22 protein-coding genes, 1 tRNA gene and 1 pseudogene are annotated in these 23,480 nt (G+C 70.9%); 10 read left to right on the top strand and 14 right to left on the bottom strand.

Annotated features, from left to right (window positions below; genetic code table 11):
- Positions 1–2 precede the first annotated feature (2 nt).
- Complete coding sequence (locus EAO75_RS38630) at positions 3–905, bottom strand: sulfotransferase family protein (protein ID WP_147999743.1); 903 nt, start codon at positions 903–905, stop codon at positions 3–5.
- 41 nt (positions 906–946) lie between these two features.
- Positions 947–1,408, bottom strand: a complete 462-nt coding sequence (locus tag EAO75_RS38625) for a GNAT family N-acetyltransferase (protein WP_147999742.1) — start codon at positions 1,406–1,408, stop codon at positions 947–949.
- 270 nt (positions 1,409–1,678) lie between these two features.
- Between EAO75_RS38625 and EAO75_RS38620 the strand changes: the two genes are divergently transcribed.
- Positions 1,679–2,452, top strand: a complete 774-nt coding sequence (locus tag EAO75_RS38620) for a LuxR C-terminal-related transcriptional regulator (protein ID WP_147999741.1) — start codon at positions 1,679–1,681, stop codon at positions 2,450–2,452.
- A 123-nt stretch (positions 2,453–2,575) separates the two neighbouring features.
- Here EAO75_RS38620 and tamR read toward each other — a convergent pair whose 3' ends face one another.
- A complete protein-coding gene (gene tamR, locus EAO75_RS38615) occupies positions 2,576–3,073 on the bottom strand; it encodes a MarR family transcriptional regulator TamR (RefSeq protein WP_059196100.1) in 498 nt (165 codons plus the stop codon).
- Positions 3,074–3,285: 212 nt separating this feature from the next.
- On the opposite strand from tamR, the pseudogene EAO75_RS48760 reads away from it, so the two are divergent.
- The 4 genes and pseudogenes from EAO75_RS48760 to EAO75_RS38600 form a co-directional block, all read left to right on the top strand.
- Positions 3,286–3,358, top strand: a pseudogene (locus EAO75_RS48760) (MarR family transcriptional regulator); the annotation flags it as partial.
- A 3-nt stretch (positions 3,359–3,361) separates the two neighbouring features.
- On the top strand, positions 3,362–4,048 hold the full coding sequence (locus EAO75_RS38610) for a trans-aconitate 2-methyltransferase (protein WP_410092847.1): 687 nt from the start codon (positions 3,362–3,364) through the stop codon (positions 4,046–4,048).
- A complete protein-coding gene (locus EAO75_RS38605; RefSeq protein WP_147999739.1) occupies positions 4,048–4,416 on the top strand; it encodes a VOC family protein in 369 nt (122 codons plus the stop codon). Before EAO75_RS38610 ends, EAO75_RS38605 begins: the two co-directional genes overlap by 1 nt.
- A gap of 63 nt (positions 4,417–4,479) precedes the next feature.
- Positions 4,480–4,653: a CsbD family protein gene (locus EAO75_RS38600; RefSeq protein ID WP_147999738.1), complete on the top strand. Its 174-nt coding sequence runs from the start codon at positions 4,480–4,482 to the stop codon at positions 4,651–4,653.
- A gap of 47 nt (positions 4,654–4,700) precedes the next feature.
- On the opposite strand, the gene EAO75_RS38595 is transcribed toward EAO75_RS38600, so the two are convergent.
- Positions 4,701–5,378: a TetR/AcrR family transcriptional regulator gene (locus tag EAO75_RS38595; protein ID WP_147999737.1), complete on the bottom strand. Its 678-nt coding sequence runs from the start codon at positions 5,376–5,378 to the stop codon at positions 4,701–4,703.
- Positions 5,375–6,385 (bottom strand): acyl-CoA desaturase, encoded by a 1,011-nt coding sequence (locus EAO75_RS38590; RefSeq protein WP_147999736.1) that lies wholly within the window; start codon positions 6,383–6,385, stop codon positions 5,375–5,377. The genes EAO75_RS38595 and EAO75_RS38590 overlap by 4 nt, the downstream gene beginning before the upstream one ends.
- Positions 6,386–6,692: 307 nt before the next feature.
- On the opposite strand from EAO75_RS38590, the gene ppc reads away from it, so the two are divergent.
- The gene (ppc, locus tag EAO75_RS38585) at positions 6,693–9,434 is read left to right on the top strand and encodes a phosphoenolpyruvate carboxylase (protein ID WP_147999735.1); all 2,742 of its coding nucleotides are present in this window, start codon (positions 6,693–6,695) and stop codon (positions 9,432–9,434) included.
- A gap of 92 nt (positions 9,435–9,526) precedes the next feature.
- Here ppc and EAO75_RS38580 read toward each other — a convergent pair whose 3' ends face one another.
- The 7 genes from EAO75_RS38580 to EAO75_RS38550 all read right to left on the bottom strand — a co-directional run bounded on the left by EAO75_RS38580 (position 9,527) and on the right by EAO75_RS38550 (position 15,050).
- Positions 9,527–10,183 (bottom strand): LPXTG cell wall anchor domain-containing protein, encoded by a 657-nt coding sequence (locus EAO75_RS38580; RefSeq protein WP_147999734.1) that lies wholly within the window; start codon positions 10,181–10,183, stop codon positions 9,527–9,529.
- A 146-nt stretch (positions 10,184–10,329) separates the two neighbouring features.
- Positions 10,330–10,818: a hypothetical protein gene (locus EAO75_RS38575; protein ID WP_147999733.1), complete on the bottom strand. Its 489-nt coding sequence runs from the start codon at positions 10,816–10,818 to the stop codon at positions 10,330–10,332.
- A gap of 65 nt (positions 10,819–10,883) precedes the next feature.
- A complete protein-coding gene (gene pth / locus EAO75_RS38570) occupies positions 10,884–11,486 on the bottom strand; it encodes an aminoacyl-tRNA hydrolase (RefSeq protein WP_147999732.1) in 603 nt (200 codons plus the stop codon).
- Between the two features lie 97 nt (positions 11,487–11,583).
- On the bottom strand, positions 11,584–12,180 hold the full coding sequence (locus EAO75_RS38565) for a 50S ribosomal protein L25/general stress protein Ctc (protein ID WP_147999731.1): 597 nt from the start codon (positions 12,178–12,180) through the stop codon (positions 11,584–11,586).
- Positions 12,181–12,350: 170 nt separating this feature from the next.
- Positions 12,351–13,331: a ribose-phosphate diphosphokinase gene (locus tag EAO75_RS38560; RefSeq protein ID WP_147999730.1), complete on the bottom strand. Its 981-nt coding sequence runs from the start codon at positions 13,329–13,331 to the stop codon at positions 12,351–12,353.
- Between the two features lie 75 nt (positions 13,332–13,406).
- Positions 13,407–14,855 carry a bifunctional UDP-N-acetylglucosamine diphosphorylase/glucosamine-1-phosphate N-acetyltransferase GlmU gene (glmU, locus tag EAO75_RS38555; RefSeq protein WP_147999729.1) on the bottom strand — a complete coding sequence of 483 codons (1,449 nt, stop codon included), beginning with the start codon at positions 14,853–14,855 and terminating at the stop codon, positions 13,407–13,409.
- Between the two features lie 123 nt (positions 14,856–14,978).
- Positions 14,979–15,050: transfer RNA gene (locus tag EAO75_RS38550), tRNA-Gln, on the bottom strand.
- Positions 15,051–15,314: 264 nt separating this feature from the next.
- Here EAO75_RS38550 and EAO75_RS38545 point away from each other — a divergent pair.
- Complete coding sequence (locus EAO75_RS38545; protein WP_147999728.1) at positions 15,315–16,643, top strand: sensor histidine kinase; 1,329 nt, start codon at positions 15,315–15,317, stop codon at positions 16,641–16,643.
- A gap of 32 nt (positions 16,644–16,675) precedes the next feature.
- Here the strand turns inward: EAO75_RS38545 and EAO75_RS38540 are convergent, their stop codons facing one another.
- Both EAO75_RS38540 and EAO75_RS38535 read right to left on the bottom strand, forming a co-directional pair.
- The gene (locus EAO75_RS38540; RefSeq protein WP_147999727.1) at positions 16,676–17,170 is read right to left on the bottom strand and encodes an SUKH-3 domain-containing protein; all 495 of its coding nucleotides are present in this window, start codon (positions 17,168–17,170) and stop codon (positions 16,676–16,678) included.
- A gap of 125 nt (positions 17,171–17,295) precedes the next feature.
- Complete coding sequence (locus EAO75_RS38535; protein WP_147999726.1) at positions 17,296–17,820, bottom strand: YwqJ-related putative deaminase; 525 nt, start codon at positions 17,818–17,820, stop codon at positions 17,296–17,298.
- Positions 17,821–18,128: 308 nt separating this feature from the next.
- On the opposite strand from EAO75_RS38535, the gene EAO75_RS38530 reads away from it, so the two are divergent.
- The 3 genes from EAO75_RS38530 to EAO75_RS38520 all read left to right on the top strand — a co-directional run bounded on the left by EAO75_RS38530 (position 18,129) and on the right by EAO75_RS38520 (position 23,468).
- Positions 18,129–19,154, top strand: coding sequence for an HNH endonuclease (locus EAO75_RS38530; RefSeq protein ID WP_147999725.1), 1,026 nt, complete (start codon positions 18,129–18,131; stop codon positions 19,152–19,154).
- An 8-nt stretch (positions 19,155–19,162) separates the two neighbouring features.
- Positions 19,163–22,342 (top strand): SUKH-4 family immunity protein, encoded by a 3,180-nt coding sequence (locus EAO75_RS38525; protein WP_147999724.1) that lies wholly within the window; start codon positions 19,163–19,165, stop codon positions 22,340–22,342.
- 238 nt (positions 22,343–22,580) lie between these two features.
- Positions 22,581–23,468 carry a cellulose-binding protein gene (locus tag EAO75_RS38520; protein ID WP_147999723.1) on the top strand — a complete coding sequence of 296 codons (888 nt, stop codon included), beginning with the start codon at positions 22,581–22,583 and terminating at the stop codon, positions 23,466–23,468.
- Positions 23,469–23,480: the final 12 nt, after the last annotated feature.

The raw sequence follows: 23,480 nt of genomic DNA, 5'->3' as shown, positions 1-23,480 counted from the left end.
TGCTAGAGGTACCCCCACGCACGGCACATCGGCAGCAGCGCGTCGGCGATCTCGTCCTGCGCCGGCGCGGGCCGGTCGGGCTGCACCCGGCCGGAGCGGATCTTGTCGTTCCAGTCGCCGAAGCCGCCGCCCAGCACTGCGCCCTCCAGGCTGCTGCCGTAGTCGAGCATGCCGGGCTCGTACTCCAGCTCCAGGAAGCCGCAGATGCCGCGGAGTGCGGCGGCGGGGTCGGCGGTGAGGTCCTCGTAGCGCAGGATGTGCCCGCCGACCTCGGCGTACGCCTCCTCCATGGCCTCCATGTACGCCAGCACACGGCCGGCCGCGTCATCGGCGGTGCGGTCCGGGACGGCCTCATGCCACGACCGGGCCACCGCGGCCGGGTGCCGGCGCAGGAAGACGAAGCGCGCGTCGGGCCAGGCCTCGGCGATGCGCCGCCACGCGAACGCGTTGCCCGGGGTCTTCTCCACGACGAACGACTTGCCGGACTTCACCAGCTCCCGGTGCAGGGTGCGGTCCCACAGCAGCGCTTCGAGCGCCTCGTGGCCGAGCCCGAGGGCGCGCATGGACTTCTCGGTCGGGCTGTGGGTCTTGAAGTACACCTCCAGGCCGGTCAGATGCAGCTCGTGCGAGGCGTGCAGCCGGGAGTGCGCGCCCAGCATCATCCGCAGCAGGGTCGATCCGGAGCGCACCGACGTCAGGATGAACACCGGCCGCTCCAGCAGCCGGTCCACGGCCGGATCCACCGGCTCGGGCGCCGCCTCGGCCGCGGGCCGCTGCGGGCGGGGACCCCGCGGCTTCGGTATGGCGTTGAGATTCCCGGGCGCCGGCCGCGCGGCCGGCACCTTGCGCAGCTGGTATCCGGTCGTCGCGCCGATCTTCGAGTTCAGCTTCCGCAGCATGCTCATGGGGCGGAGGGTAGAGGTGGTGTCTGAGACGACACTGAGACTCAGCTTGATCCCAGATGTTTGGTCAGCGTGTACTCCGTGATCCCCGGCGGATAGTCCGGGATCACGCACACGACCTCATATCCCCGCTTCCGGTAGAACCCCGGCGCCTGGAAGTCCCATGTCTCCACGCGCGCCGCGGTGCAGCCCCGCTCGAAGCGGGCCATGCCCTCCGCGTGTGCGAGCAACTGCGAACCGAGCCCGCTGCCGCGGTGGCGTCCGTCGACCCAGAGGTACGTGACATGGAGCCAGGTGGTCCAGGTGTGCCCGACGAGACCGCCGGCCAGGGCGCCGAAGTCGTCCAACGCCCATACCTGGAGCGGAAGTTCGCGTTCACCTGGGGTTCCGCGCAGGGCGCGCAGGGTCGGGGAGAGCGCGGTGTTGGTGTCCCGCAGCCGGCGGCGAAGCAGATCGTGCCGGGATTTGTCGACTTCTGTCTCCAGACGAAACATGCGGCTCACCATAAACGCGCTGGACAACCAGTTCTGCAAATTACCTTCCGCTCCTGCCCCCCGGCCGTACCCTGATGAACAGCACCGGTGGGGGCCGGAGCTGATCAGGGGGCGAGACAGGTCGGGTACGACGCCCGAAGTGGGGGTAGCAGTTTCTGCACGGCGGCGGCCGTGCGCCATCCGCGCTTCGGGCGTCGTGCCTGCGACGGTGTTCGTCTCCCGGTGTCGTCCTTTGACGATGGGGTATCCCCTGCTCTTCGAGAGCTTGGGGAAGGGGGTTTCGTGGTTCGCATCCGAGTGCTGGTCGTCGACGACCATCGCATCTTCGCCGAGTCGCTCGCCGCCGCCCTGGCAGCCGAGCCCGACGTCGACGTCTCCGCGGCCGGCAGCGGTCCGGCGGCGCTGCGCAGCCTGGAGCGCGCGGCCGCCGAGGGGCGCCGGTTCGACGTCCTGCTCGTCGACGCCGACCTGGGTGGCAACGTGCCTGGTGTCCGGCCCGCCGTGCCCGTGCAGGAGGTGGGCGAGGACGGGCTCGTGGACGGTATCTCGCTGGTCGCCGGGGTCCGCTCCGGGCAGCCCGCGGTACGGATCGTCGTCCTCGCCGAGAAGGACGATCCGCGCCGGGCCGCGCTCGCACTGCAGGCCGGGGCGTCCGGGTGGGTGGCCAAGGACTGCTCGCTGTCCCGGCTGCTCACCGTCATCCGGGGGGTGCTGCGCGACGAGACCCATCTGCCGCCGGCCCTGCTCACCGGGGTGCTGCGGGAGCTGACGGCGGCCCGCAAGCACCGCACCGAGAGCGAACGGCTGGTGGAGTCACTGACGCCGCGCGAGCGAGAGGTGCTTCGGTGCATGGTGGCGGGACTGGGGCGCAAGGCCGTCGCCGAGCGCCTGTATCTCTCCCCGCACACCGTCCGCACCCACATGCAGAACGTTCTCGGCAAACTGGGCGTCCACTCGACGCTGGCCGCGGTCGCGCTCGCGCGGCGGGCCGGGGTGGGGCCGGTGGACCTGGGGCCGACGGCCCGGATCCTGCCGGAGGAGAGCAGCAGCGCCTGAGCAACACCGCTGAGCAGCAACGCCCCTAAGGGGCGCGGGGAACTGCGCGACCAGCCACAACGGCGCCGCAGCCAACCGACGACACAGCGCGGCACTACTCATCCGGCTCTCCCAGCGGAGCGCCTAGCCAGGGATGTTGTCGAACGGGGCCGTCAGCTGCCGCAGCAGACCGGCCAGTTCACCTCGCTGGGCGCGGGACAGCTCCGCGAGGATCGCGCGCTCCTGGTCCAGCAGGCCGGCGAGCGCCTGGTCGGCGCGGTCGCGGCCCTCGTCCGTGAGGCGGACGAGGACTCCGCGCCGGTCGCTGGGGTCGGGCAGGCGCTCCACCAGGCCCTTCTTGGCCAGGCGGTCGATGCGGTTCGTCATCGTGCCGGAGGTGACCAGGGTCTGGGTCAGCAGCTGTCCCGGGGAGAGCTGATACGGCGTTCCCGCGCGCCTGAGCGCGGTCAGCACGTCGAACTCCCAGGGCTCCAGGCTGTGCTCGGAGAAGGCCAGCCGGCGTGCGCGGTCCAGATGCCGGGCGAGTCTGCTGACCCGGCTGAGCACCTCGAGCGGTTCCACGTCGAGGTCCGGGCGCTCCCGGCGCCATGCTGCGACCAGCCGATCGACCTCGTCCTCCATGACGATCAGTGTAGTGGTTGTGTCGACGTGAAGTCTCTTGACGTCAAGATATCTTGCGGGGCAGGCTGGACGGCGACAGAAAGCGACAGACAGGAGACCCCGCCATGTCCGCTGCCGCCGCCCCCACCTGGGACCCCGCCCAGTACGCCTGCCCCGCAAGATATCTTGACGTCAAGAGACTTCACGTCGACACAACCACTACACTGATCGTCATGGAGGACGAGGTCGATCGGCTGGTCGCAGCATGGCGCCGGGAGCGCCCGGACCTCGACGTGGAACCGCCCCCGCATCGCCGACCTCGGCTGCGGCCCCGGCAACGTCACCGCCGTGCTCGCCGAGCGCTGGCCCGCCGCGCACATCACCGGCCACGACAACTCCGCCGAGATGCTCGACAAGGCCCACGTCGAACACGAGGGGCCGACGGCCGGCGGCGGGCACCTCGACTTCGCCCACGCCGACGTACGGACGTGGACGCCCGAGGAGCCGTACGACCTGATCATCAGCAACGCCACGCTCCAGTGGGTGCCGGGGCACGCGGAGCGCTTCGGCGCCTGGGTGGCGGGCCTGCGCCCCGGCGGCACCTTCGCCTTCCAGGTCCCCGGCAACTTCGACGCCCCGAGCCACCGCCTCATGCGCGACCTCGCGACCCGGCACGGCCTCACCGACACCCTGCGCCACGACGACGCCGTGCTCACCCCGCAGGCGTATCTGGGCAGGCTGGCCGACCTGGGCTGCACGGCCGACGTGTGGGAGACGACGTACGTCCACCTCCTGACCGGCGAGGATCCGGTGCTGGACTGGGTGAAGGGCACGGGACTGCGGCCGGTCCTCACCGCCCTCGCCGACGAACCCGAGCGGCGGGACGCCTTCCTGGACGAGTACCGGGCGGCCCTGCGCGAGGCCTATCCCGCCGGGGCACACGGCACGCCCTTCCCGTTCCGCCGGATCTTCGCCGTGGCCCGCAAGGAGGCGTGATGATCACCGCCGTCGACCATGTGCAGCTCTCGGCGCCGCCCGGCACGGAGGAGCGGCTGCGGACGTACTACGTGGGCGTCCTCGGCATGACCGAGATCCCGAAGCCACCCGTGCTCGCCGCACGCGGCGGCTGCTGGTTCCAGGCGGGCGGCGTGCAACTGCATCTCGGCATCGAGAGGGACTTCCGGCCGGCGAACAAGGCGCATCCGGGGCTGCGGGTCGCGGATATCGAGCGGTACGGCGCCCGGCTCCAGGTGCACGGGGCACGGGTGGAGTGGGACGAGAACCTGCCCGGGCACCGGCGCTTCCACTCGCAGGACCCGGTGGGCAACCGGCTGGAGTTCCTGGAGCCCCTGACCGCTGTTTGAGTGGCGCCGCGCAGGGTCACCCGCTGGGGGACAGTGAGTTCGAACCTTGCGGAGGTGAGGAACATGGCGAAGGACGAGAAGGCCAAGGCCATGACGGAAAAGGCCAAGGGCAAGGCAAAGGAAGCGGTGGGCCGCGCCGTCGGCAACGAGCGCATGACCGCCGAGGGCAAGGCCGACCAGGTGAAGGGCGACGCGCGTCAGGCGAAGGAGAAGGGAAAGGACACCTTCAAGCACTGAGCGTTCCGGCCGAGCACGGAGGGCACGGGCATCGGCGGCCCGGGGCGTCAGCTCTTGCGGCGCCCTATCAGGTGAGGCTTCGCCTCCAGGCCGTCCAGCCCGTGCCAGGCCAGATTCACCAGATGAGCCGCCACCTCCGCCTTCTTCGGGCGGCGCACGTCCAGCCACCACTGGCCGGTCAGGGCGACCATGCCGACCAGGGCCTGCGCGTACAGGGGGGCCAGCTTGGGGTCGAAGCCCCGGCTCTTGAACTCGCGGCCCAGGATGTCCTCCACCTGGGTGGCGATGTCCGAGATCAGCGAGGCGAAGGACCCCGTCGACTGGGGGATGGGCGAGTCACGGACCAGGATGCGGAAGCCGTCCGTGTTCTCCTCGATGTAGTCCAGGAGGGCGAAAGCCGCCTGTTCGCACAGCTCACGCGGGTGGCCGGCCGTGAGAGAGCCGGTCACCATGTCCAGCAGCCGGCGCATCTCACGGTCCACGACGACCGCGTACAGCCCCTCCTTGCCGCCGAAATGCTCGTACACCACCGGCTTGGACACCCCGGCTTTCGCCGCGATCTCCTCCACCGACGTGCCCTCGAAGCCCTTCGCGGCGAACAGGGTGCGACCGATCTCCAACAGCTGCTGGCGGCGCTCCGCACCGGTCATCCGGGTACGGCGCGTCCGCCGCTGCTTCTCATTGCCGGGGGTGCTGCTGGAGTCGGTCGCCACGGCGTCAATCATGCCGCCTTTACGGGTTCCTTCCGGCGCCGGGAGCCGCCATCCTCGGTGTTCCGGCGCGAATCGATACGCGAGCGTGACGGCCAGCGCACGTCATACGCCCAGCCGAACTGCTCGCACCAGCGGATGATCCGCGCCGAGGAGTCGATCTGCCCGCGCTCCACACCGTGCCGCGCGGACGTCGGGTCCGCGTGGTGCAGGTTGTGCCAGGACTCGCCGCAGGACAGGACCGCCAGCCACCACACGTTGCCGGACATGTCACGCGACTTGAACGGCCGCTTGCCCACCGCGTGGCAGATCGAGTTGATCGACCACGTCACGTGGTGCAGCAGCGCCACCCGCACCAGCGAGCCCCAGAAGAAGCCCGTGAACGCGCCCCACCAGGACATCGTCACCAGACCGCCGATCAGGGCGGGCAGCGCCAGCGACAGCATCGTCCAGTAGATGAACTGACGGGAGATCGTCCGGATCGCCGTGTCCTTGATCAGATCCGGCGCGTACTTGTCCTGCGGGGTGCGCTCCTCGTCGAACATCCAGCCGATGTGCGCCCACCACAGGCCCTTCATCAGCGCCGGAACGCTCTCGCCGTAACGCCACGGGGAGTGCGGGTCACCCTCCGCGTCGGAGAACTTGTGGTGCTTGCGGTGGTCCGCGACCCAGCGGACCAGCGGGCCCTCCACCGCCATCGAGCCCGCGATGGCGAGCGCGATGCGCAGCGGGCGCTTCGCCTTGAAGGACCCGTGGGTGAAGTAGCGGTGATAGCCGATCGTGACGCCGTGGCAGGCGAGGTAGTAGAAGAAGACCAGCAGACCGAGGTCGAGCCAGCTCACGCCCCAGCCCCAGGCCAGCGGCACCGCGGCGGCCAGCGCCAGGAACGGGACGACGATGAAGAGGAGAAGCGCGAACTGCTCGAGCGACCCCTTCTTCTCGCCGCCGAGCGTGGCTGAGGAGGTCGTGGTGTCGTCGTTCGCCTTCGGGGCGTCTTCGATCACATCGGAGCTCGTGGTCATGGGCGTCCCCTGTGGGGTCGAGGGTTTTGGCAGGTGCCGGGGTCGCAGGAACTGTTCCCAGGTTCCGTTACAACGGTCCCTACGGCTCCGTAACCTACGGCGTCGTAAGTATGGCAGTGCGTCGCCCGGCAGCAAGAGCCCGAGAGACTGCGCGTCCGCATCGACACCTATCCTGGGAGTCGGTCGGACAGCGCGGTCCGCTCTGAATTCTTCCCGGATGTCAGGAGCCGTATGCGGCACCCGCCGCGCGGCACCTGCCCCCGGGTTCCCTCCCGGACGAGCTTCAACACTGCAAGGAGCCGCACCTGTGAGCAGTGCCGACGACCAGACCGTGTCTCAGACGACCACCAGCACCGAGCTGCGCGCCGACATCCGCCGACTGGGTGACCTCCTCGGCGAGACCCTGGTCCGCCAGGAGGGCCCCGAGCTGCTCGAACTCGTCGAGAAGGTCCGCCGTCTCACCCGCGAGGACGGCGAAGCCGCCGCCGAACTCCTGCGAGGCACGGAGTTGGACACCGCGGCCAAGCTGGTCCGCGCCTTCTCCACCTACTTCCACCTGGCCAACGTCACCGAGCAGGTCCACCGAGGCCGCGAGCTGCGCGCCCGGCGCGCCGCCGAGGGCGGCCTTCTCGCCCGGACGGCCGACCGCCTGAAGGACGCCGACCCCGAGCACCTGCGCCAGACGGTCGAGCACCTCAACGTCCGCCCGGTCTTCACCGCGCACCCCACCGAGGCCGCCCGCCGCTCGGTCCTCAACAAGCTCCGGCGCATCGCCGCGCTCCTGGAGACCCCCGTCCTCGAAGGCGACCGCCGCCGGCACGACACCCGACTGGCCGAGAACATCGACCTCGTCTGGCAGACCGACGAGCTGCGCGTCGTACGCCCCGAGCCCGCCGACGAGGCCCGCAACGCCATCTACTACCTCGACGAACTGCACGCCGGCGCCGTCGGCGACGTCCTTGAGGACCTGACCGCGGAGCTGGAGCGCGTCGGACACAAGCTCCCCGACGCCACCCGCCCGCTCACCTTCGGCACCTGGATCGGCGGCGACCGCGACGGCAACCCCAACGTCACCCCCCAGGTGACCTGGGACGTCCTCATCCTCCAGCACGAGCACGGCATCAACGACGCCCTGGAGCTGATCGACGAGCTGCGCGGCTTCCTGTCGAACTCCATCCGCTACACCGGCGCCACCGAGGAACTCCTGGAGTCCCTCAAGGCCGACCTCGACGCCCTCCCCGAGATCAGCCCCCGCTACAAGCGCCTCAATGCCGAGGAGCCCTACCGGCTCAAGGCCACCTGCATCCGGCAGAAGCTGGAGAACACCAAGCTGCGCCTCGCCAAGGGCATCCCCCACGAGGCCGGGCGCGACTACCTCGGCACCGGCGAGCTGCTGCACGACCTGAAGCTGATCCAGACCTCGCTGCGCGAGCACCGCGGCGGCCTCTTCGCCGACGGCCGCATGAACCGCACCATCCGCACGCTGTCCGCGTTCGGCCTGCAGCTCGCGACCATGGACGTACGCGAACACGCCGACGCCCACCACCACGCCCTCGGCCAGCTCTTCGACCGCCTCGGCGAGGAGTCCTGGCGCTACGCCGACATGCCCCGCGAGTACCGCGGCAAGCTGCTCGCCAAGGAACTGCGGTCCCGCAGGCCCCTCGCGCCCACCCCGGCACCCGTGGACGCGGCCGGCGAGAAGACCCTCGGCGTGTTCGAGACCGTCAAGCGGGCGCTCAAGGTCTTCGGACCCGAGGTCATCGAGTCGTACATCATCTCGATGTGCCAGGGCGCCGACGACGTGTTCGCCGCGACCGTCCTCGCCCGCGAGGCCGGCCTGATCGACCTGCACGCCGGCTGGGCCAAGATCGGCATCGTCCCGCTCCTGGAGACGACGGACGAGCTGAAGGCCGCCGACACGATCCTGGAGGACATGCTCTCCGACCCGTCGTACCGCAGGCTCGTGGCTCTGCGCGGGGACGTCCAGGAGGTCATGCTCGGCTACTCCGACTCCTCCAAGTTCGGCGGCATCACCACCAGCCAGTGGGAGATCCACCGCGCCCAGCGCCGCCTGCGCGACGTCGCCCACCGCTACGGCGTCCGCCTGCGCCTCTTCCACGGCCGCGGCGGCACCGTCGGCCGCGGTGGCGGCCCCTCGCACGACGCGATCCTCGCCCAGCCCTGGGGCACCCTCGAAGGCGAGATCAAGGTCACCGAGCAGGGCGAGGTCATCTCCGACAAGTACCTCGTGCCCTCCCTGGCCAGGGAGAACCTGGAGCTGACGGTGGCGGCCACCCTCCAGGCCTCCGCCCTGCACACCGCCCCCCGCCAGTCCGGCGAGGCGCTCGCCCGCTGGGACGCGGCGATGGACGTCGTCAGCGACGCGGCCCACGCCGCGTACCGCAAGCTCGTCGAGGACCCGGACCTGCCGACGTACTTCCTCGCGTCGACGCCGGTGGACCAGCTCGCCGACCTGCACCTGGGCTCGCGGCCCTCCCGCCGCCCCGGCTCGGGTGTCTCGCTCGACGGGCTGCGCGCCATCCCGTGGGTGTTCGGCTGGACCCAGTCGCGGCAGATCGTGCCCGGCTGGTTCGGTGTGGGCTCCGGTCTCAAGGCGCTGCGCGAGGCGGGCCTGGACACGGTTCTCGACGAGATGCACGAGCAGTGGCACTTCTTCCGCAACTTCATCTCCAACGTCGAGATGACGCTCGCCAAGACCGACCTGCGGATCGCCACGCACTACGTCGACACCCTCGTACCGGACGAGCTGAAGCACGTCTTCGACACCATCCGCGCCGAACACGAACTGACCGTCGCGGAAGTCCTGAAGGTGACCGGCGAGGCCGAACTCCTCGACGCCCAGCCCGTCCTGAAGCAGACCTTCGCCATCCGCGACGCCTACCTGGACCCCATCTCCTACCTCCAGGTCACCCTGCTCAAGCGCCAGCGCGACGCCGCGGCGGCGGGGGCCGAAGTCGATCCGCTGCTCGCCCGCGCCCTGCTCCTCACCGTGAACGGCGTGGCCGCCGGCCTGCGCAACACCGGCTGAGCGCCCCGCACATGGCAGTGCCCCCGTGCTTCGTACGAGCACGGGGGCACTGCCTGTTCGAAGGTCTTGCGGGCTCCTGAAGAGCGCGGCCGTCAGGCCCTACGACGCCGGAACACCAGGTACCCGCCCGCGCCCAGCAGCGCGGCCGCCGCCGCGGAGAGCAGACCCACCGGGGCACCGTTGCCGGTCTCGGCGAGATCGCCCTCGGCACCGCCCTGCGCCGACGGAGACGACGAGGGGGCACCCTCGGCGGGCGTCGACGGGCTCGCGGCCGGCTCGGACGCGGAGGCCGACGGCGTGGCCGACGGCGTGGCCGAGCTGCCGCCGCCTGGCTCCTCGTCCTCGCAGTCCGTCCAGAACACCTTGTGCTTGGCAGACCCCTTCTCGCCCTGGAAATTCCAGAACAGCTTGTAGTGGCCGTCGGGCAGCGTCATGTCGTCGGTGCGGCCGTGGCCCTCGCCGTCCAGCGTGATCGCGCCGGACTTCACGGTCTCGCCCTTGACGGCGGCCGTGGGGGCCCAGGCCTCGATGTGCCAGGAAACCTGCTGGACGGCGTCGAAACCGAACGCGTCCAGGTGGAACTCGCACACGTGCGGCTCGTTGCGGCGCAGTTCCTCGCCTGTGGTGGCGTCATGGATCTTTACGGTGCCGTTGTCACCGGGAGCGGTTGCCTGAGCGGCGGACGGGGCGCACAGGAGCGCTGCCGCGGCGACGGCGGACAGGGCACCGACGCGATTGAGGGTACGCATGGGGCAGTAGTCCATCTTCGAGAAGGAACGGGAAGATGTGGAGGGGGCGGCTCAGCTTCCTGCCGGGACTGACTCCGGGTCAATCACGAACAGGGAACGAACAAACAATCCACAGATCCAGCACCCCCGGTCGGCCCCCAGGCCTCTCAGATCACCGCAAAAGCCGCCGTGACCAGGGCCGTTCCCAACCCCGCCATGACCCACGCCGGCCGCGTCCGCCGCAGACCGCCCGCAACCACCACCGAGGCCAGCAACAGCGCCCCACCCAGTGGAACCCAGGCATACAGAACACCGGCCGGCCCGGACCGCACGACCTCACCCGTGCCCGGCTTGACCACGACCGTGTACGTCTGCCCCTTGCGCACCGCCACGTTCTTCTCGATGAGGACCGACCTACGCGGCTGCGAACCCTGCGAAACCGGCGTGTACGGACCGCTGCACGTGTCCGCACCACACCGCGTCACCGCGATCGTGCCGGACTCCCGGCCCTTCGTGAGCATCACGTGATGAGCGGTACCCCAGGAGGCCCACACACCCGCGATCAGGATCAGCACCGCGACCGTACCCATCGCCGCGAGCCGCCCGAACCGCAGCGCGGTGAAAGCTCCCTGACTGGAAACAACGGCAGAAGGCATGGCCGCGATCCTTGGCCATGCCCCTGCGCCCGGTCAACCTCGGCCCGGTCCAGCGGGCGGACAAGTCACGAGTTGTACGTGCTTTGCGCCCGCTCCAGCCCCTCGATCACCAGAGCCTCCACGGCGTCGGCCGCACGGTCCACGAAGTAGTCCAGCTCCTTGCGCTCCGCCGAAGCGAAGTCCTTCAGCACGAAGTCCGCGACCTGCATACGACCCGGAGGCCGCCCGATCCCGAACCGCACCCGGTGATAGTCCGCACCCATCACCTTCGTCATCGACTTCAGCCCGTTGTGCCCGTTGTCCCCGCCACCGAGCTTCAGCCGCAGCGTGCCGTAGTCGATGTCCAACTCGTCATGGACGGCGACGATGTTGCCGAGCGGCACCTTGTAGAAATCCCGCAACGCGTTCAGCGGCCCGCCGGACAGGTTCATGTACGACATCGGCTTCACCAGGATCACCCGCCGGTTCAGCGGCCCCGGCGGACCGATCCGCCCCTCGACGACCTGGGCCTGAGCCTTCCCGGCCCGCTTGAACTTCCCCCCGATGCGCTCGGCCAGCAGGTCCGCCACCATGAACCCGACGTTGTGCCGGTTCATCGCGTACTCGGGTCCCGGATTACCGAGGCCGGCAACCAGCCACGGCGCACTCGGATCGGTCGTCACGTCCATCTCTCCATTGATACGCGCCAGCCGCTGCCCCCAGCGGGAACAGCGGCTGACGAAGCGGTGACAGAGCCGAGGATCACGCCTCTGCCAGAGCCGAAGATCAGGCCTCGGCGACTTCCTCGCCCGCGGTCTCCTCGCCCTCCGGGGCCTCCTCGGCCTGCGCGGCGAGGACCTGGAGAACCACCGTGTCCTCCTCGACGGCCAGCGTGGTGCCCTTGGGCAGCTTGATGTCCTTGGCGAGGACGGAGGCGCCGGCCTCCAGGCCCTCGACGGACACGGTGAAGGACTCCGGGATGTGCGTGGCCTCGGCCTCGACCGGCAGCGCGTTCAGGACGTGCTCCAGCAGGTTGCCACCGGCGGCCAGCTCGCCCTCCGCGTGGACCGGGACCTCGACGGTGACCTTCTCGCCGCGCTTGACCAGCAGCAGGTCGACGTGCTCCAGGTAGCCCCTGATCGGGTCACGCTGCACGGACTTCGGGATCGCCAGCTCGTTGGCCTTGCCGTCGATGTCCAGGGCGATCAGGACGTTCGACGTACGCAGCGCGAGCAGCAGCTCGTGGCCCGGAAGGGTCAGGTGCAGCGGGTCCGAGCCGTGGCCGTACAGGACACCGGGGACCTTGCTGTCACGACGGATACGACGGGCGGCACCCTTGCCGAACTCGGTACGGGTCTCGGCGGAGATCTTGACCTCGGACATGATCACTCCTCGTAGAAATAGGAACGGACGTGGTCACCCGGCCACGAACGGCCTGCTACGAAGAGCGCGTCGATAACGGATCGCCGTACCCCTGTGAAACGGGAACGGCCTCCCTCGCCGAGCAACTGAAGCAGTCTACTCGGAGAGGGAGGCCGTACCCAAAAGGATCTTTACTGCTCGTCGAACAGGCTCGTCACCGAACCGTCCTCGAACACCTCACGCACCGCACTCGCGATCGTCGGCGCGATCGACAGCACCTTCAGCTTGTCCAGGTCCCGGCTCAGCTCACCCGGCGTCGGCAGCGTGTTCGTGAACACGAACTCGCTCACCCGGGAGTTCTTCAACCGGTCGGCCGCGGGGCCGGACAGCACACCGTGCGTCGCGGTCACGATGACGTCCTCGGCGCCGTGCGCGAACAGTGCGTCCGCGGCGGCGCAGATCGTGCCACCGGTGTCGATCATGTCGTCGACCAGCACACACACCCGGCCCTTGACCTCACCCACGACCTCGTGGACGGTCACCTGGTTCGCCACGTCCTTGTCGCGCCGCTTGTGCACGATGGCGAGCGGAGCACCGAGCCGGTCGCACCAACGGTCGGCGACCCGCACACGACCGGCATCCGGAGAGACGACCGTCAGCTTCTGCCGGTCCACCTTCTTGCCCACATAGTCCGCGAGCAGCGGAAGAGCGAAGAGGTGGTCGACGGGGCCGTCGAAGAAGCCCTGGATCTGGTCGGTGTGCAGATCGACGGTCAGGATGCGATCGGCACCCGCGGTCTTCATCAGATCCGCGATCAGGCGCGCCGAGATCGGTTCACGCCCACGGTGCTTCTTGTCCTGACGGGCGTAACCGTAGAACGGCACGATGACCGTGATGGAGCGGGCCGACGCACGCTTCAGCGCGTCGATCATGATCAGCTGCTCCATGATCCACTGGTTGATCGGAGCCGTGTGGCTCTGGATCACGAAGCAGTCCGCGCCACGCGCCGACTCCTGGTAACGGACGTAGATCTCGCCGTTCGCGAAGTCGAAGGCCTTCGTCGGGACGACCCCGACCTCCAGCTGCTGGGCGACCTCCTCGGCAAGCTCGGGGTGGGCGCGGCCGGAGAAGAACATCAACTTCTTCTCGCCGGTCGTCTTGATCCCGGTCACAGCTGTCTCCTCAGAGGTGTCTCAACTGGGTGTGCACTTATCACGGTACGCCGTGTTTGACGCGCCGGTTTCCGGTCAGTCCTCGCTCTCGACCTGCCGCGACGCCGTCTCCGCCGCCTTCGCGGCAGCACTGCCCGGACGCTTACGGGCTACCCAACCCTCGATATTCCGCTGCTGGCCACGGGCCACAGCCAGCGAGCCGGGCGGCACGTCCTTCGTGATCACGGACCCGGCGGCGGTGTACGCACCGTCCCCGATCGTGACAGGAGCCACAAACATGTTGTCCGACCCGGTACGGCAGTGCGAGCCGACTGTCGTGTGGTGTTTGTCCTGTCCGTCATAGTTCACGAACACACTGGCGGCACCGATGTTCGTGTACTCACCGATCGTCGCGTCACCGACATAGGAGAGATGCGGGATCTTGGTCCCCTCCCCGATCGAGGAGTTCTTGGTCTCGACATACGTACCGATCTTGCCCTTAACCCCCAGTCGGGTCCCCGGCCGCAGATAGGCGAACGGCCCCACACTCGCCTGCGCCCCGAGGACGGCCCCGTCCGACACGGTGTTGTCCACCCGTGCCCCCGCGCCGACCTTCGTGTCCTTCAGCCGGCTGTTGGGCCCGACCTCCGCGCCCTCGCCGAGATGCGTGGCGCCCTGAAGCTGCGTGCCGGGCAGCACGGTCACGTCCTGCTCGAAGGTGACGGTCACGTCGACCCACGTCGTGGCCGGGTCGACGACGGTGACGCCGGACAGCATCGCGGCCGTCAGCAGCCGGTCGTTGAGAATCCGACGGGCCTGCGAGAGCTGCACACGGTTGTTGATCCCCGCGATCTCACGATGATCGGCGGCGACCGAGGCACCGACGCGGTGACCGGCCTCGCGCAGAATCCCGAGCACGTCGGTCAGGTACTCCTCGCCCTGCGAGTTGTCCGTACGCACCTTCCCCAGGGCATCGGCGAGCAACTGCCCGTCGAACGCGAAGACACCCGAGTTGATCTCCCGGATCGCCCGCTGCGACTCGCTGGCGTCCTTGTGCTCGACGATCGCCGTGACAGCCCCGGAGGCGCCGTCGCGCACGATCCGCCCGTACCCGGTCGCGTCCGGGACCTCGGCCGTCAGCACCGTCACGGCATTGCCGTCGGCGGAGTGGGTCGCGGCGAGGTGCGTCAGGGTCTCGCCGGTAAGAAGGGGAGTGTCGCCACAGACGACAACGACGGTCCCGTCGACCGCGCCGCCGAGCTCCTCCAGAGCCATGCGCACGGCGTGCCCCGTGCCGTTCTGCTCGGCCTGCACCGCGGTGCGTACGCCCGGGTCGATCTCGCCGAGATGCGCGGTGACCTGCTCACGGGCGTGCCCCACGACCACGACCAGGTTCTCGGGCTGCAACTCACGCGCGGCGGCGAGCACATGGCCCACGAGGCTGCGGCCGCAGATTTCGTGCAGGACCTTGGGTGTGGCCGACTTCATACGGGTGCCCTCACCCGCTGCGAGAACGACGACGGCTGCCGGGCGAATGGCGCTCACGGGATGCCCTTCGGCTGTGGAGGGGGTGGGGTGACATCCGCAGGATACCGGGGTGTTTCGTGGGGGATATGAGAGCGGGCCCCGACTGAGCTGTCAGCAGTCAGGGCCCGAACCGTGCACTTGCTCCCCCGCCAGGACTCGAACCCGGACAGATGGCACCAAAAGCCACAGTGCTGCCAATTACACCACGGGGGATTGAACTCAACCGAACCGGACATTTGGTCAGGCCGCCGAGTGGCGCCTCCTACTATGCCGTACCGCCGGCCTTCGACGCGACGGTGTTGGTCTGCGCCCTGGAGTCGTCCGGGCGGAATGATCGCTTCCGGGGATGAACGGTGAATGGTTCAGCAGTTCGAGGGATATCGGGCTGTTTCGTATGGGTTCGGTTACCGAATGTGGTGTAGGCCAGTCCGCGAAACTCGCCGGAAAGGCGGGTCGGTCGGCCCGTAGGCTGGAGGCATGACCACGACGGGGGAATACCACGCCGGGCACCCGCCACCGGGGGCTGGGCTGTGGTGGTGGGGCAGATGGCGCAGTGCCGTGCTGGACGTGAGTCTGGGCATGGTGTCGGCGCTGGAGTGCGGAGTCGAGGGGGTTCGGTTCGCGGCGGATGCCGGGATCCCGGTGGCCGCGGGGGTCGTCTTCGGCCTGCTGGCGGGAGCCGTGCTGGTGCTGCGGCGCCGCTGGCCCATCGCCGTCGTACTCGTGTCGATCGCCGTGCTGCCGGCCCAGATGGGGCTCCTGCTGGGCATCGTCGGCCTGTACACGCTCGCCGCTTCCGAGCTCCCGCGGCGGATCATCGCCTCCCTGGCCGGGATGTCGTTCGTAGGCACGCTGATCGTGACGTTCGTGTGGGTGCGCCAGGGCGTGGACCGGGGGGACCTGAGCTTCGGGGACTGGGTGGTTCCGTTCGCCTCGGTCACCACGGCTCTCGGGGTGACCGCGCCTCCTCTCCTGCTCGGGCTGTATGTGGGGGCCCGGCGCCGGCTGATGGAGAGCCTGCGGGAGCGGGCCGACAGTCTTGAGCGGGAGCTTCAGCTGCTCGCGGAGCGGGCCGAGGAGCGGGCCGAGTGGGCGCGGAACGAGGAGCGGACCCGGATCGCGCGCGAGATGCATGACGTCGTCGCACATCGGGTGAGTCTGATGGTGGTGCATGCGGCTGCCCTTCAGGCGGTCGCGCGCAAGGATCCCGAGAAGGCCGTGAAGAACGCCTCGCTGGTGGGGGACATGGGGCGGCAGGCGTTGACCGAGTTGCGGGAGATGCTCGGTGTGCTGCGCAGCGGGGCCGTCGAGGTGGAACGGGTGCGCGGGGCGGTCGTACCGCTCGCGGCTGTGGGCGCCGCTGCCGCCGCCGCGGCCGATCGGGAGCGGTTCGGCGGGGACGAGGGGGGCGCCGACGGGCCCTGTCTGTCCGAGTTGGAGGAGTTGATCGGGCAGTCGGCTGCCGCGGGGATGGCCGTGGACCTGTCGGTGGAGGGTGAGACGCGGGTGTATGCGCCGGAGGTCGAGCAGACGGCGTATCGCGTGGTGCAGGAGGCGCTGACCAACGTCCACAAGCACGCGGCCGGCGCGAAGACGCATGTGCGGCTCGCGCATCGGGCCTCGGAGATCGCGATGCAGGTGGAGAACGAGCCGCCGCCGGAGTCGGCGTCGTCGGCGCTGCTGCCGTCGGGGGGCAACGGCCTGGTGGGGATGAAGGAGCGGGTCGTCGCGCTGGGCGGAGTGTTTGTGTCGGGGCCGACGGACGCGGGCGGTTTTCGGGTGTCTGCGGTGATTCCGGCGGCTTAGTCGCGGTTCGCGGGTGTGGTGCCGTGGCCGGCTCAGCCCGCTGTGAGGCGTACCGGCTCTATTCCCGCGACGAGGCCGGCGAGGGCCTGGTCGATGTCGGGGCCGAGGTACCAGTCGCCGGTGTGGTCGAGGGCGTAGACGCGGCCTTCGGAGTCGATGGCGAGGAGCGCCTGGGTGTCGGGCTCGGCGCCGAGGGGGCAGACCTCGGTGTCGAGGGCGCGGCCGAGGTCGCCGAGGGTGCGGGCCATGTGGAGGCCGTGCAGGGGGTCGAAGTGGAGGGTGGCCGGGGCGACCTGGCGGCCGGGGCCGGTGGGTGCGATCTGCAGGCCGCCGAATTCGGCCCAGGCTTCGACCGCGGCAGGGAAGACGGCGTGGCGGTGGCCGGCGGGCGAGGTGTGCTCGCGCAGGGTGTCCGCCCAGACTTCGGCCTGCTGTATGTCCCAGCGTCCGGGCTGCCAGCCGGCGGCGCGCAGGGCGGCGTCGACGGGGACGGGGAATCGGGTGCTGGAGGTGCGGTCGGTGTGCATCTGCCCTTCGTTCGTCGAGTGCGCCGGGGTGACGGCTGCGCCTGGCCGCCCGGCGGTGTGCGGTCGTACTCGTGCGGTGTGCGGTCGTGCTGGTGGAGTGCGGTTGGTGCCGGCGGGTGGGCGGATCAGGCGTCCGCCGCTGTCGGGTCGACGATACGGACGCCGAAGTGGGAGCTGAGGGCGGTGCAGGCGCGGCAGGGGGCGGCGAAGCTGCCGTGCAGGGGGTCGCCGTCCTCGCGGATGCGGCGGGCGGTGAGCTTGGCCTGTTTGAGGGCTTTGCGGGCTTCGCCGTTGGTCATGGGTTTGCGGGCGGCGCGTTTGCTGCGGGTGGCGTCGGCCGTGGTGATGTGGCGCGAGATGAGGATGGTCTCGGCGCAGCGGCCGGTGAAGCGGTCGCGTTCCGAGCTGGTGAGGGTGTCGAGGAAGTCCTGTACCAGGTGGTGCAGGTCCGGGGGCTGGTCGCCGCGGGCGGCGGTGCCGGTGAGGGTGGCGCCGCGGACGGAGAGGGCGGCGGCGACGGTGGGGAGTATGCCGTCGCGGCGGTGGTGGAGGGCGGGTACGTGCGCGGTTTCGGTGGCGCTCCAGCCGATGCGGGGGTCGCCGGACCTCGCGGCGTGTGGACCTGTTTGCGTCGCGTTCATGATCATCATCCCCTCCTGAGCATCCCCCGGGCATGCTCTCGGACGTCACAGAGTGCCAAATGCCGTGGCGGGTGCGGAAGCTGGGGCGACGCGACACGCCCGGGTTTGGGCAGGCTGTCACGGCGGGGTGACGGCTGGTCACGATGGCGCGGGGGGTGGTGACCGGCGCCGGTGACCGGTGTCGTCGTACCGCATAGGCTGTCGGCACCGCTTTCCATGCGGTGACGCGTGGACGCAGACGAGACAGTCGATACGTGCCGTTGTGACCGAGAGTGGTCGTGGTGGGGCGTATCAGAACGCCGCAGGGGGCAACCGCCATGACGACAGGTCGGCTCGGGCTGGGGGCACCTCCCGGCCGCCAGGCCGGGGGACAAGCCGCGCCGCCGAACGCGGCGTACGCCGGGCAGGTCGTGCATTTCCCGGATCCGGTACGGGCGTCGCGTCACCCGAGAGGGGTACGCGTGGACGACCGTGGTTACCCCGACTTCTCACCGTACGCGCGTGCGGCGGTGGAGATCGCGGAGCCGCCGGAGGGTTTCGGCGTCGACGAGTTGCGGCTGACGGACTATGTGTCGGCCAACGCGGCGCTGGCGGCTACGGGGCACGAGCTGTGGGACACGGTGCCCGCGGTGGCGACGCCGCACGGCTGGACCTGGCATCACGTGGTGGGCACGCGCCGGCTGGAGTTGGTACCGGTCGAGGTGAAGGCGCTGCTGCGGCATCACGCGGGGATCGCGACGTCGGCGGTGGACCACCACAAGCGTGGCACGCGCCCGTTGCAGGAGACCCGGCCGGCGCACTTCCGGCTGCCGAAGTCGGGTGTGGCGGTGACGGAGGCGCAGGCGCTGGGTGTTGAGGAGGATCTCGGCTACCGGCTGCCCGGTGCGTACCGGTCGTTCCTGAAGGCTGCGGGCGGGTGTGCGCCGGTCGGGACCGCGCTGGACGCGGAGTTGGGGCTGCTGATCGACCAGCCGTTGTTCACGGTGCGGGACGAGGCCGCGGTCAACGACCTGGTCTACGTCAACAAGTGCCTGCGTGATCACCTGACCAAGGACTACCTGGGGGTCGGGTTCGTGCAGGGCGGGTTGCTGGCCGTGAAGGTGAAGGGCGACCGGATCGGTTCGGTGTGGTTCTGCGCCTACGACGACGCGCGGGACGTGGATCCCTCGTGGTCGCCGCCGGATCGGGTGGAGCGGCTGCTGGTGCCGTGCGGTGAGGACTTCGACACGTTTCTGTCCCGGTTGGCGGGTTCTCCGCCGGAGTTGGAGACGGTGGCGAATCTGATGGTGGACGGTGGGTTCGCGCGTGTGGTGCCCGTCGCGGCCGCGGCTGTGGGGGAGTGAGCTTCGCGATGGTGACGTTCGCGCAGGCGCAGGAGCGCGCCGAGGAGTGGATCAACGGGGATGTGCCGTCGTACCAGCATCGTGAGGTGCGGGTGCGGGAGTTCGAGCGCGGGTTCGTGGTGTGGGCCGAGGACCGCGCCGACGGGCCGCGTTCGGACGGGGGCGCGCAGCGGCTGGTGATCGCCCGGGACAGCGGGGAGGCCACCTTGTGGCCCGCGCTGCCGGTGGGTGAGGTGATCCGCCGGTACGAGGAGGAGTACGGCCGCGGTGGCGAGGCCGCCGCGCCGGCGCCGGCGGCTCCGGCCCGGGTGGACCTGAACCAGACGTCGTTCCTGCTGACTCCGCCGGAGTGGCTGCAGGAGGCGGCGGACCGGTTGGGGACGCCGGAGGCGGACTCCGACGGGGACTCGCGGGCCGGGGGGTCTGCGGCGCCGAGTGACGCGTCCGCCGGTGGAGCGTCCGGTGCAGGGGCGCTTGCGGAGACGATGGGTGGGCCCCCGGCGGGGGTCGGCTCGGGCTCGGTGGGCGTCGGTCCGGCCTCGGTGGGTGTGCCCGACGGGGCGACCCCCTGGGCCGGGACGGACACCAACGCCGATGCGGGTGAGGACCGCTCGGTGCCGTTGCCGGAGACGGTGTTCGCGCCCCCGCTGAGTGGTGACGACAGTGTGCCGCCGGCCGCGCAGCCGGATGCCCAGACGGCGTTGATGTCCGGTGGCAGCCAGCTTCCGCCGACGGCGGTCTCGCCGGCGCTGGATGGTGCGAACGCGGCGGGTGGGGCGGGGAGTACGCCTCCGCCTGCGCCGGGTGGGTCGTCGTATGGCTATCCGCAGGGTGCGGGTGGGGCGGGCGCGATGCCTGGGCCGGGTGCGGTGACTCCGCCGGATGTGACGCCTCCGCCTTCGTACGGTTACCCGGAGGGTGGCAGTGGGCCGGGTCGCACGCCTGCGCCGGGTGCGACTCCTCCGCCTGCGCCGGGTGCGTCGTCGTATGGCTATCCGCAGGGTGCGGGTGGGCCGGGTACGCCGCCTGCGCCGGGTGTGACACCACCGCCTGCGCCGGGTGCGCCGTCGTACGGGTATCCGCAGGGCGGGCCCGCTGGTGGTGCGGGTGTGCCGCATGCTCCGGGCACTCCCGGGGCGCCGGGGCAGACGCCCGTGCCGGACGCCGCGGACATCGCCGATGCCGCGACGAGCAAGGCGGCGCCTCTGCGGGCGCGGGGTGGGGCTACGCCGCCTCCGCCGCCGGGTGCGCCGGGGACGCCGGGGATGCCGGGTGCGTCGGCGGGCAGTACGCCTGCGCCGCCGTCGGCTCCGGGTGCTCCGGGTGCGTCGGGTGGCGGCTATGTGCCTACGCAGCTTGTGTCGTCGCTCGGGCCCGGTGGGCCGGAGGGCGCCGCCGGGCCCGGGGTTCCGCAGGGGCCGGGTGCTCCGAACCCGCCTGGCCTTCCGCAGCCGCCCGGCGCCCCGGGTGCGCCCGGTATGCCCGGCGCGCCGCAGCCTCCGGGCGCCCCCAACCCGCCCGGCACGCCCGGCGGTACGCCCCCGGGCGGGGTGCACCATGCCGCGACGATGCTGGCCGACCCGAGTCGGATGGGGGGTGCGCCGCAGCCGCCGGGTGCTCCTGGCGCGCCCGGTGCGCCTGGCGCCCCTGGCGCCCCTGGCGGTCCTGGTGTGCCGAATCCGCCAGGGCCTCCGAACCCGCCCGGCATTCCCAACGCGCCGGGTACTCCCGGTGCCCCGGGCATGCCTGGCGCGCCGCAGCCTCCGGGCGCTCCCGGGATCCCCGGCGTGCCTGGCACCGCCGGTCCCGGTGCTCCCCAGCCTCCCGGTGCCGTGCACCACGCGGAGACCGTGCTGGCCGGGCCGCCGGTCGGCGGCCCGGGTATGCCTCCACCGCCGCAGGCCCCCGGCGCACCGCAGGCTCCGGGCGCTCCCGGCATGCCGCCGGCGGGACCGGGTATGCCGCCTCCCGGTGTTCCCGGTGTTCCCGGTGTTCCCGGTGCTCCCGGTGCTCCCGGTGCTCCCGGTGCTCCCGGTGCCCCAGGCATGCCCGGCGCAGCCCAGCCGCCCAGGCCGCCGGGTGCCGTCGCGCCGCCGCCCGGGCATGCCATGCCGGGGCAACCCGGGCCCGCGCAACCGGGACCGCCGCACCCTGGACCTCCGCAACCCGGGCCGGCCCAGCCGTCGTACGGGTATCCGCCGCAGCCCACCGGTCAGCCGACGGTCGGACCCGGCTACCAGGCCGTCCTTCGCTACCGTGCGCAGGACGGCTCGGAGCAGCAGCTGATCCGGCGTTCGGCGCCGGGTACGCCGCACCCGGAGTGGCAGATCTTCCACGAGCTGCGGGGCATGAACGTGCCGCCGGACCAGGTCCTGGAGCTGCACACCGAGTTGGAGTCGTGCGAGCTGCCGGGTGCGTACTGCGCGCGGATGATCCGGGAGCAGTGGCCGCAGGCGCGCATCACCTCGATCGCGCCGTACGGCACCGATCACGCGAGCCGGCAGCAGGGCATGCAGCAACTCATCGCCCACCAGGGCGAGTTGCACGAGGTGGCTGACGGGCCCGCCCGGCCGGCGCCGGTGCGCGCGCCGCTGCCGCAGGTGCAGGCGGCGCCGCCGATCCCGCCGGAGGGCGTGGCGCACGAGCTGGCGGGGGCGTTCGGGCCGGGGATCTTCCGGTTCGAGCAGGCCGCAGTGTCCCGGCAGGGCGTGCCGCCGGTCGTGGCGCACAGCCTGGTCGTCGGCGGTCTGCCGATGGACATGGGCCCGTTCTTCTGGGCGCAGGCCCAGCCGGGGCGGCCGGTTCCGACGCTGGCGGAGCTGGCGCACGAGCGTGGTGTGCAGCCGGCGTCGGACGCGGGGTCGTACCTCGTCATGGGCAGCGACTTCGGCAAGGCGATCTGTGTGCAGTACGGGACGGCGAACATCGTCGCCGTGCCGGTGGAGGCGGGCCCGGGCGGTGCGCCCGTACCGCCGCAGTTCGTGAACACGGGCCTGCCCGAGTTCCAGCGCTGCCTGGCGCTGCTCGGCGGGATGTGGCGGCTTCGCTTCGGCCTGAACCAGGAGCAGGCGGGCCGCTGGACCGTCGACTTCCAGGCGCAGCTCGCCTCCCTCGACCCGGCGGCGCTCGGCTCGCCGGAGAGCTGGTGGTCGGTGCTGTTGGAGCAGATGTGGGACGGCCTGCTGTGACGCCACTCGACTGTTTGTCGTGACACCGTCCGGCCGCCGCTGACGGCGGTGGGCGGGGTGTGAAAGGGCCGGCTCCCGGTGGTACGACCGGGGCCGGCCCTTTCGTATGCCCTCCCGCAACCGGCCCGCACCCCGCCCTGCGCCCGGAGTGTCGCGTTATGAACGCCTCCGCCCGATACATCAAGATGTGCGCTAAATCATCATTTTTGCAGTCGCCCGGCGGAGAGGGGTTCTCAGGATGAGCAGCGCACCGGTTTCGCTCCACGACTTCGTGGTCGTCAAGGGGCGTGGCTACCGTCCCGACCAGGTCGACGCCTATGTCGACGCCCTCTTCCGCGACCGGGACGCCGCCTGGGAACGGGCCGCCCGGCTCACCGTGCTGGCCAAGGAGATGGAGGCCGAGGCGGAGCGGCTGCGGGAGGTGGTGGCGCAGCTCGCCCCGCAGACGTACGAGTCGCTCGGGGACCAGGCGCGGCGGCTGTACGAGCTGGTGCAGGAGGAGGCCGAGGCCGTGCGGGAGGGGGCACGGCAGGAGGCGGAGAGCCTGGTGGACAAGGCGAGGACGTGGGCGAGCGGCTTGCGGGACGCGGCGCAGGCGCACGCCGACGCCCTGGGCGCGGAAGCCGACGCGTACGCCGAGGAGCGGATGCTCGCGGCGCGCGCCGAGGCCGACGAGATCCGGGTGGACGCCCGGCGCACGGTGCGCGACGAGCGCGGGCTGGAGCTCCTCGCGCTGCGTGAGCTGCGGCACCGCACCACCCGCATGCTCACCGAGCAGACCAAGGACCACGGCGAGCGGTGGGCCGTCGTCGAACGGGAGGCCGAGGAGAAGCTGGCCGCGCAGGTGGCGGCGGAGGAGGACCGGCAGGTGCGGGCCGAGACGGCGTCGGTCGAGGCGAAGCAGGCCTTCGCGGACGCGGACGCCTTCGCCCGCAGGGTGCAGGAGGAGGCGCAGGCCCGCGCGACGGAACTGGTCACGCAGGCCCGGCAGCAGTCGGAGGAGATCGCCCGGGAGACCGAACGGGTGCTGCGCGAGCACGGCGAGATGTGGGACGACGTACGGACCCACATCGGCCAGATGCGCAACAGTCTGACGGCACTGACGGGCCAGGCCGCGATGGAATGACCCGGGCGGACC

The sequence above is a fragment of the Streptomyces sp. UW30 genome, from assembly GCF_008042075.1.
Classification (GTDB): Bacteria; Actinomycetota; Actinomycetes; order Streptomycetales; family Streptomycetaceae; genus Streptomyces.
This window is presented reverse-complemented; position numbering and strand designations above follow the sequence as displayed.

Excerpts from the sequence above, each read along its gene's own strand:
- EAO75_RS38530 (WP_147999725.1), top strand. The coding sequence starts at position 18,129 with ATGACGACAGGTCGGCTCGGGCTGGGGGCACCTCCCGGCCGCCAGGCC.
- tamR (WP_059196100.1), bottom strand. The coding sequence starts at position 3,073 with ATGGAGGACGAGGTCGATCGGCTGGTCGCAGCATGGCGCCGGGAGCGC.
- EAO75_RS38535 (WP_147999726.1), bottom strand. The coding sequence starts at position 17,820 with ATGATGATCATGAACGCGACGCAAACAGGTCCACACGCCGCGAGGTCC.
- EAO75_RS38580 (WP_147999734.1), bottom strand. The coding sequence starts at position 10,183 with ATGCGTACCCTCAATCGCGTCGGTGCCCTGTCCGCCGTCGCCGCGGCA.
- EAO75_RS38595 (WP_147999737.1), bottom strand. The coding sequence starts at position 5,378 with ATGATTGACGCCGTGGCGACCGACTCCAGCAGCACCCCCGGCAATGAG.
- EAO75_RS38540 (WP_147999727.1), bottom strand. The coding sequence starts at position 17,170 with ATGCACACCGACCGCACCTCCAGCACCCGATTCCCCGTCCCCGTCGAC.
- EAO75_RS38575 (WP_147999733.1), bottom strand. The coding sequence starts at position 10,818 with ATGCCTTCTGCCGTTGTTTCCAGTCAGGGAGCTTTCACCGCGCTGCGG.
- EAO75_RS38590 (WP_147999736.1), bottom strand. The coding sequence starts at position 6,385 with ATGACCACGAGCTCCGATGTGATCGAAGACGCCCCGAAGGCGAACGAC.
- EAO75_RS38600 (WP_147999738.1), top strand. The coding sequence starts at position 4,480 with ATGGCGAAGGACGAGAAGGCCAAGGCCATGACGGAAAAGGCCAAGGGC.
- EAO75_RS38605 (WP_147999739.1), top strand. The coding sequence starts at position 4,048 with ATGATCACCGCCGTCGACCATGTGCAGCTCTCGGCGCCGCCCGGCACG.
- EAO75_RS38565 (WP_147999731.1), bottom strand. The coding sequence starts at position 12,180 with ATGTCCGAGGTCAAGATCTCCGCCGAGACCCGTACCGAGTTCGGCAAG.
- EAO75_RS38545 (WP_147999728.1), top strand. The coding sequence starts at position 15,315 with ATGACCACGACGGGGGAATACCACGCCGGGCACCCGCCACCGGGGGCT.
- EAO75_RS38520 (WP_147999723.1), top strand. The coding sequence starts at position 22,581 with ATGAGCAGCGCACCGGTTTCGCTCCACGACTTCGTGGTCGTCAAGGGG.
- EAO75_RS38625 (WP_147999742.1), bottom strand. The coding sequence starts at position 1,408 with ATGGTGAGCCGCATGTTTCGTCTGGAGACAGAAGTCGACAAATCCCGG.
- EAO75_RS38525 (WP_147999724.1), top strand. The coding sequence starts at position 19,163 with ATGGTGACGTTCGCGCAGGCGCAGGAGCGCGCCGAGGAGTGGATCAAC.
- pth (WP_147999732.1), bottom strand. The coding sequence starts at position 11,486 with ATGGACGTGACGACCGATCCGAGTGCGCCGTGGCTGGTTGCCGGCCTC.
- EAO75_RS38630 (WP_147999743.1), bottom strand. The coding sequence starts at position 905 with ATGAGCATGCTGCGGAAGCTGAACTCGAAGATCGGCGCGACGACCGGA.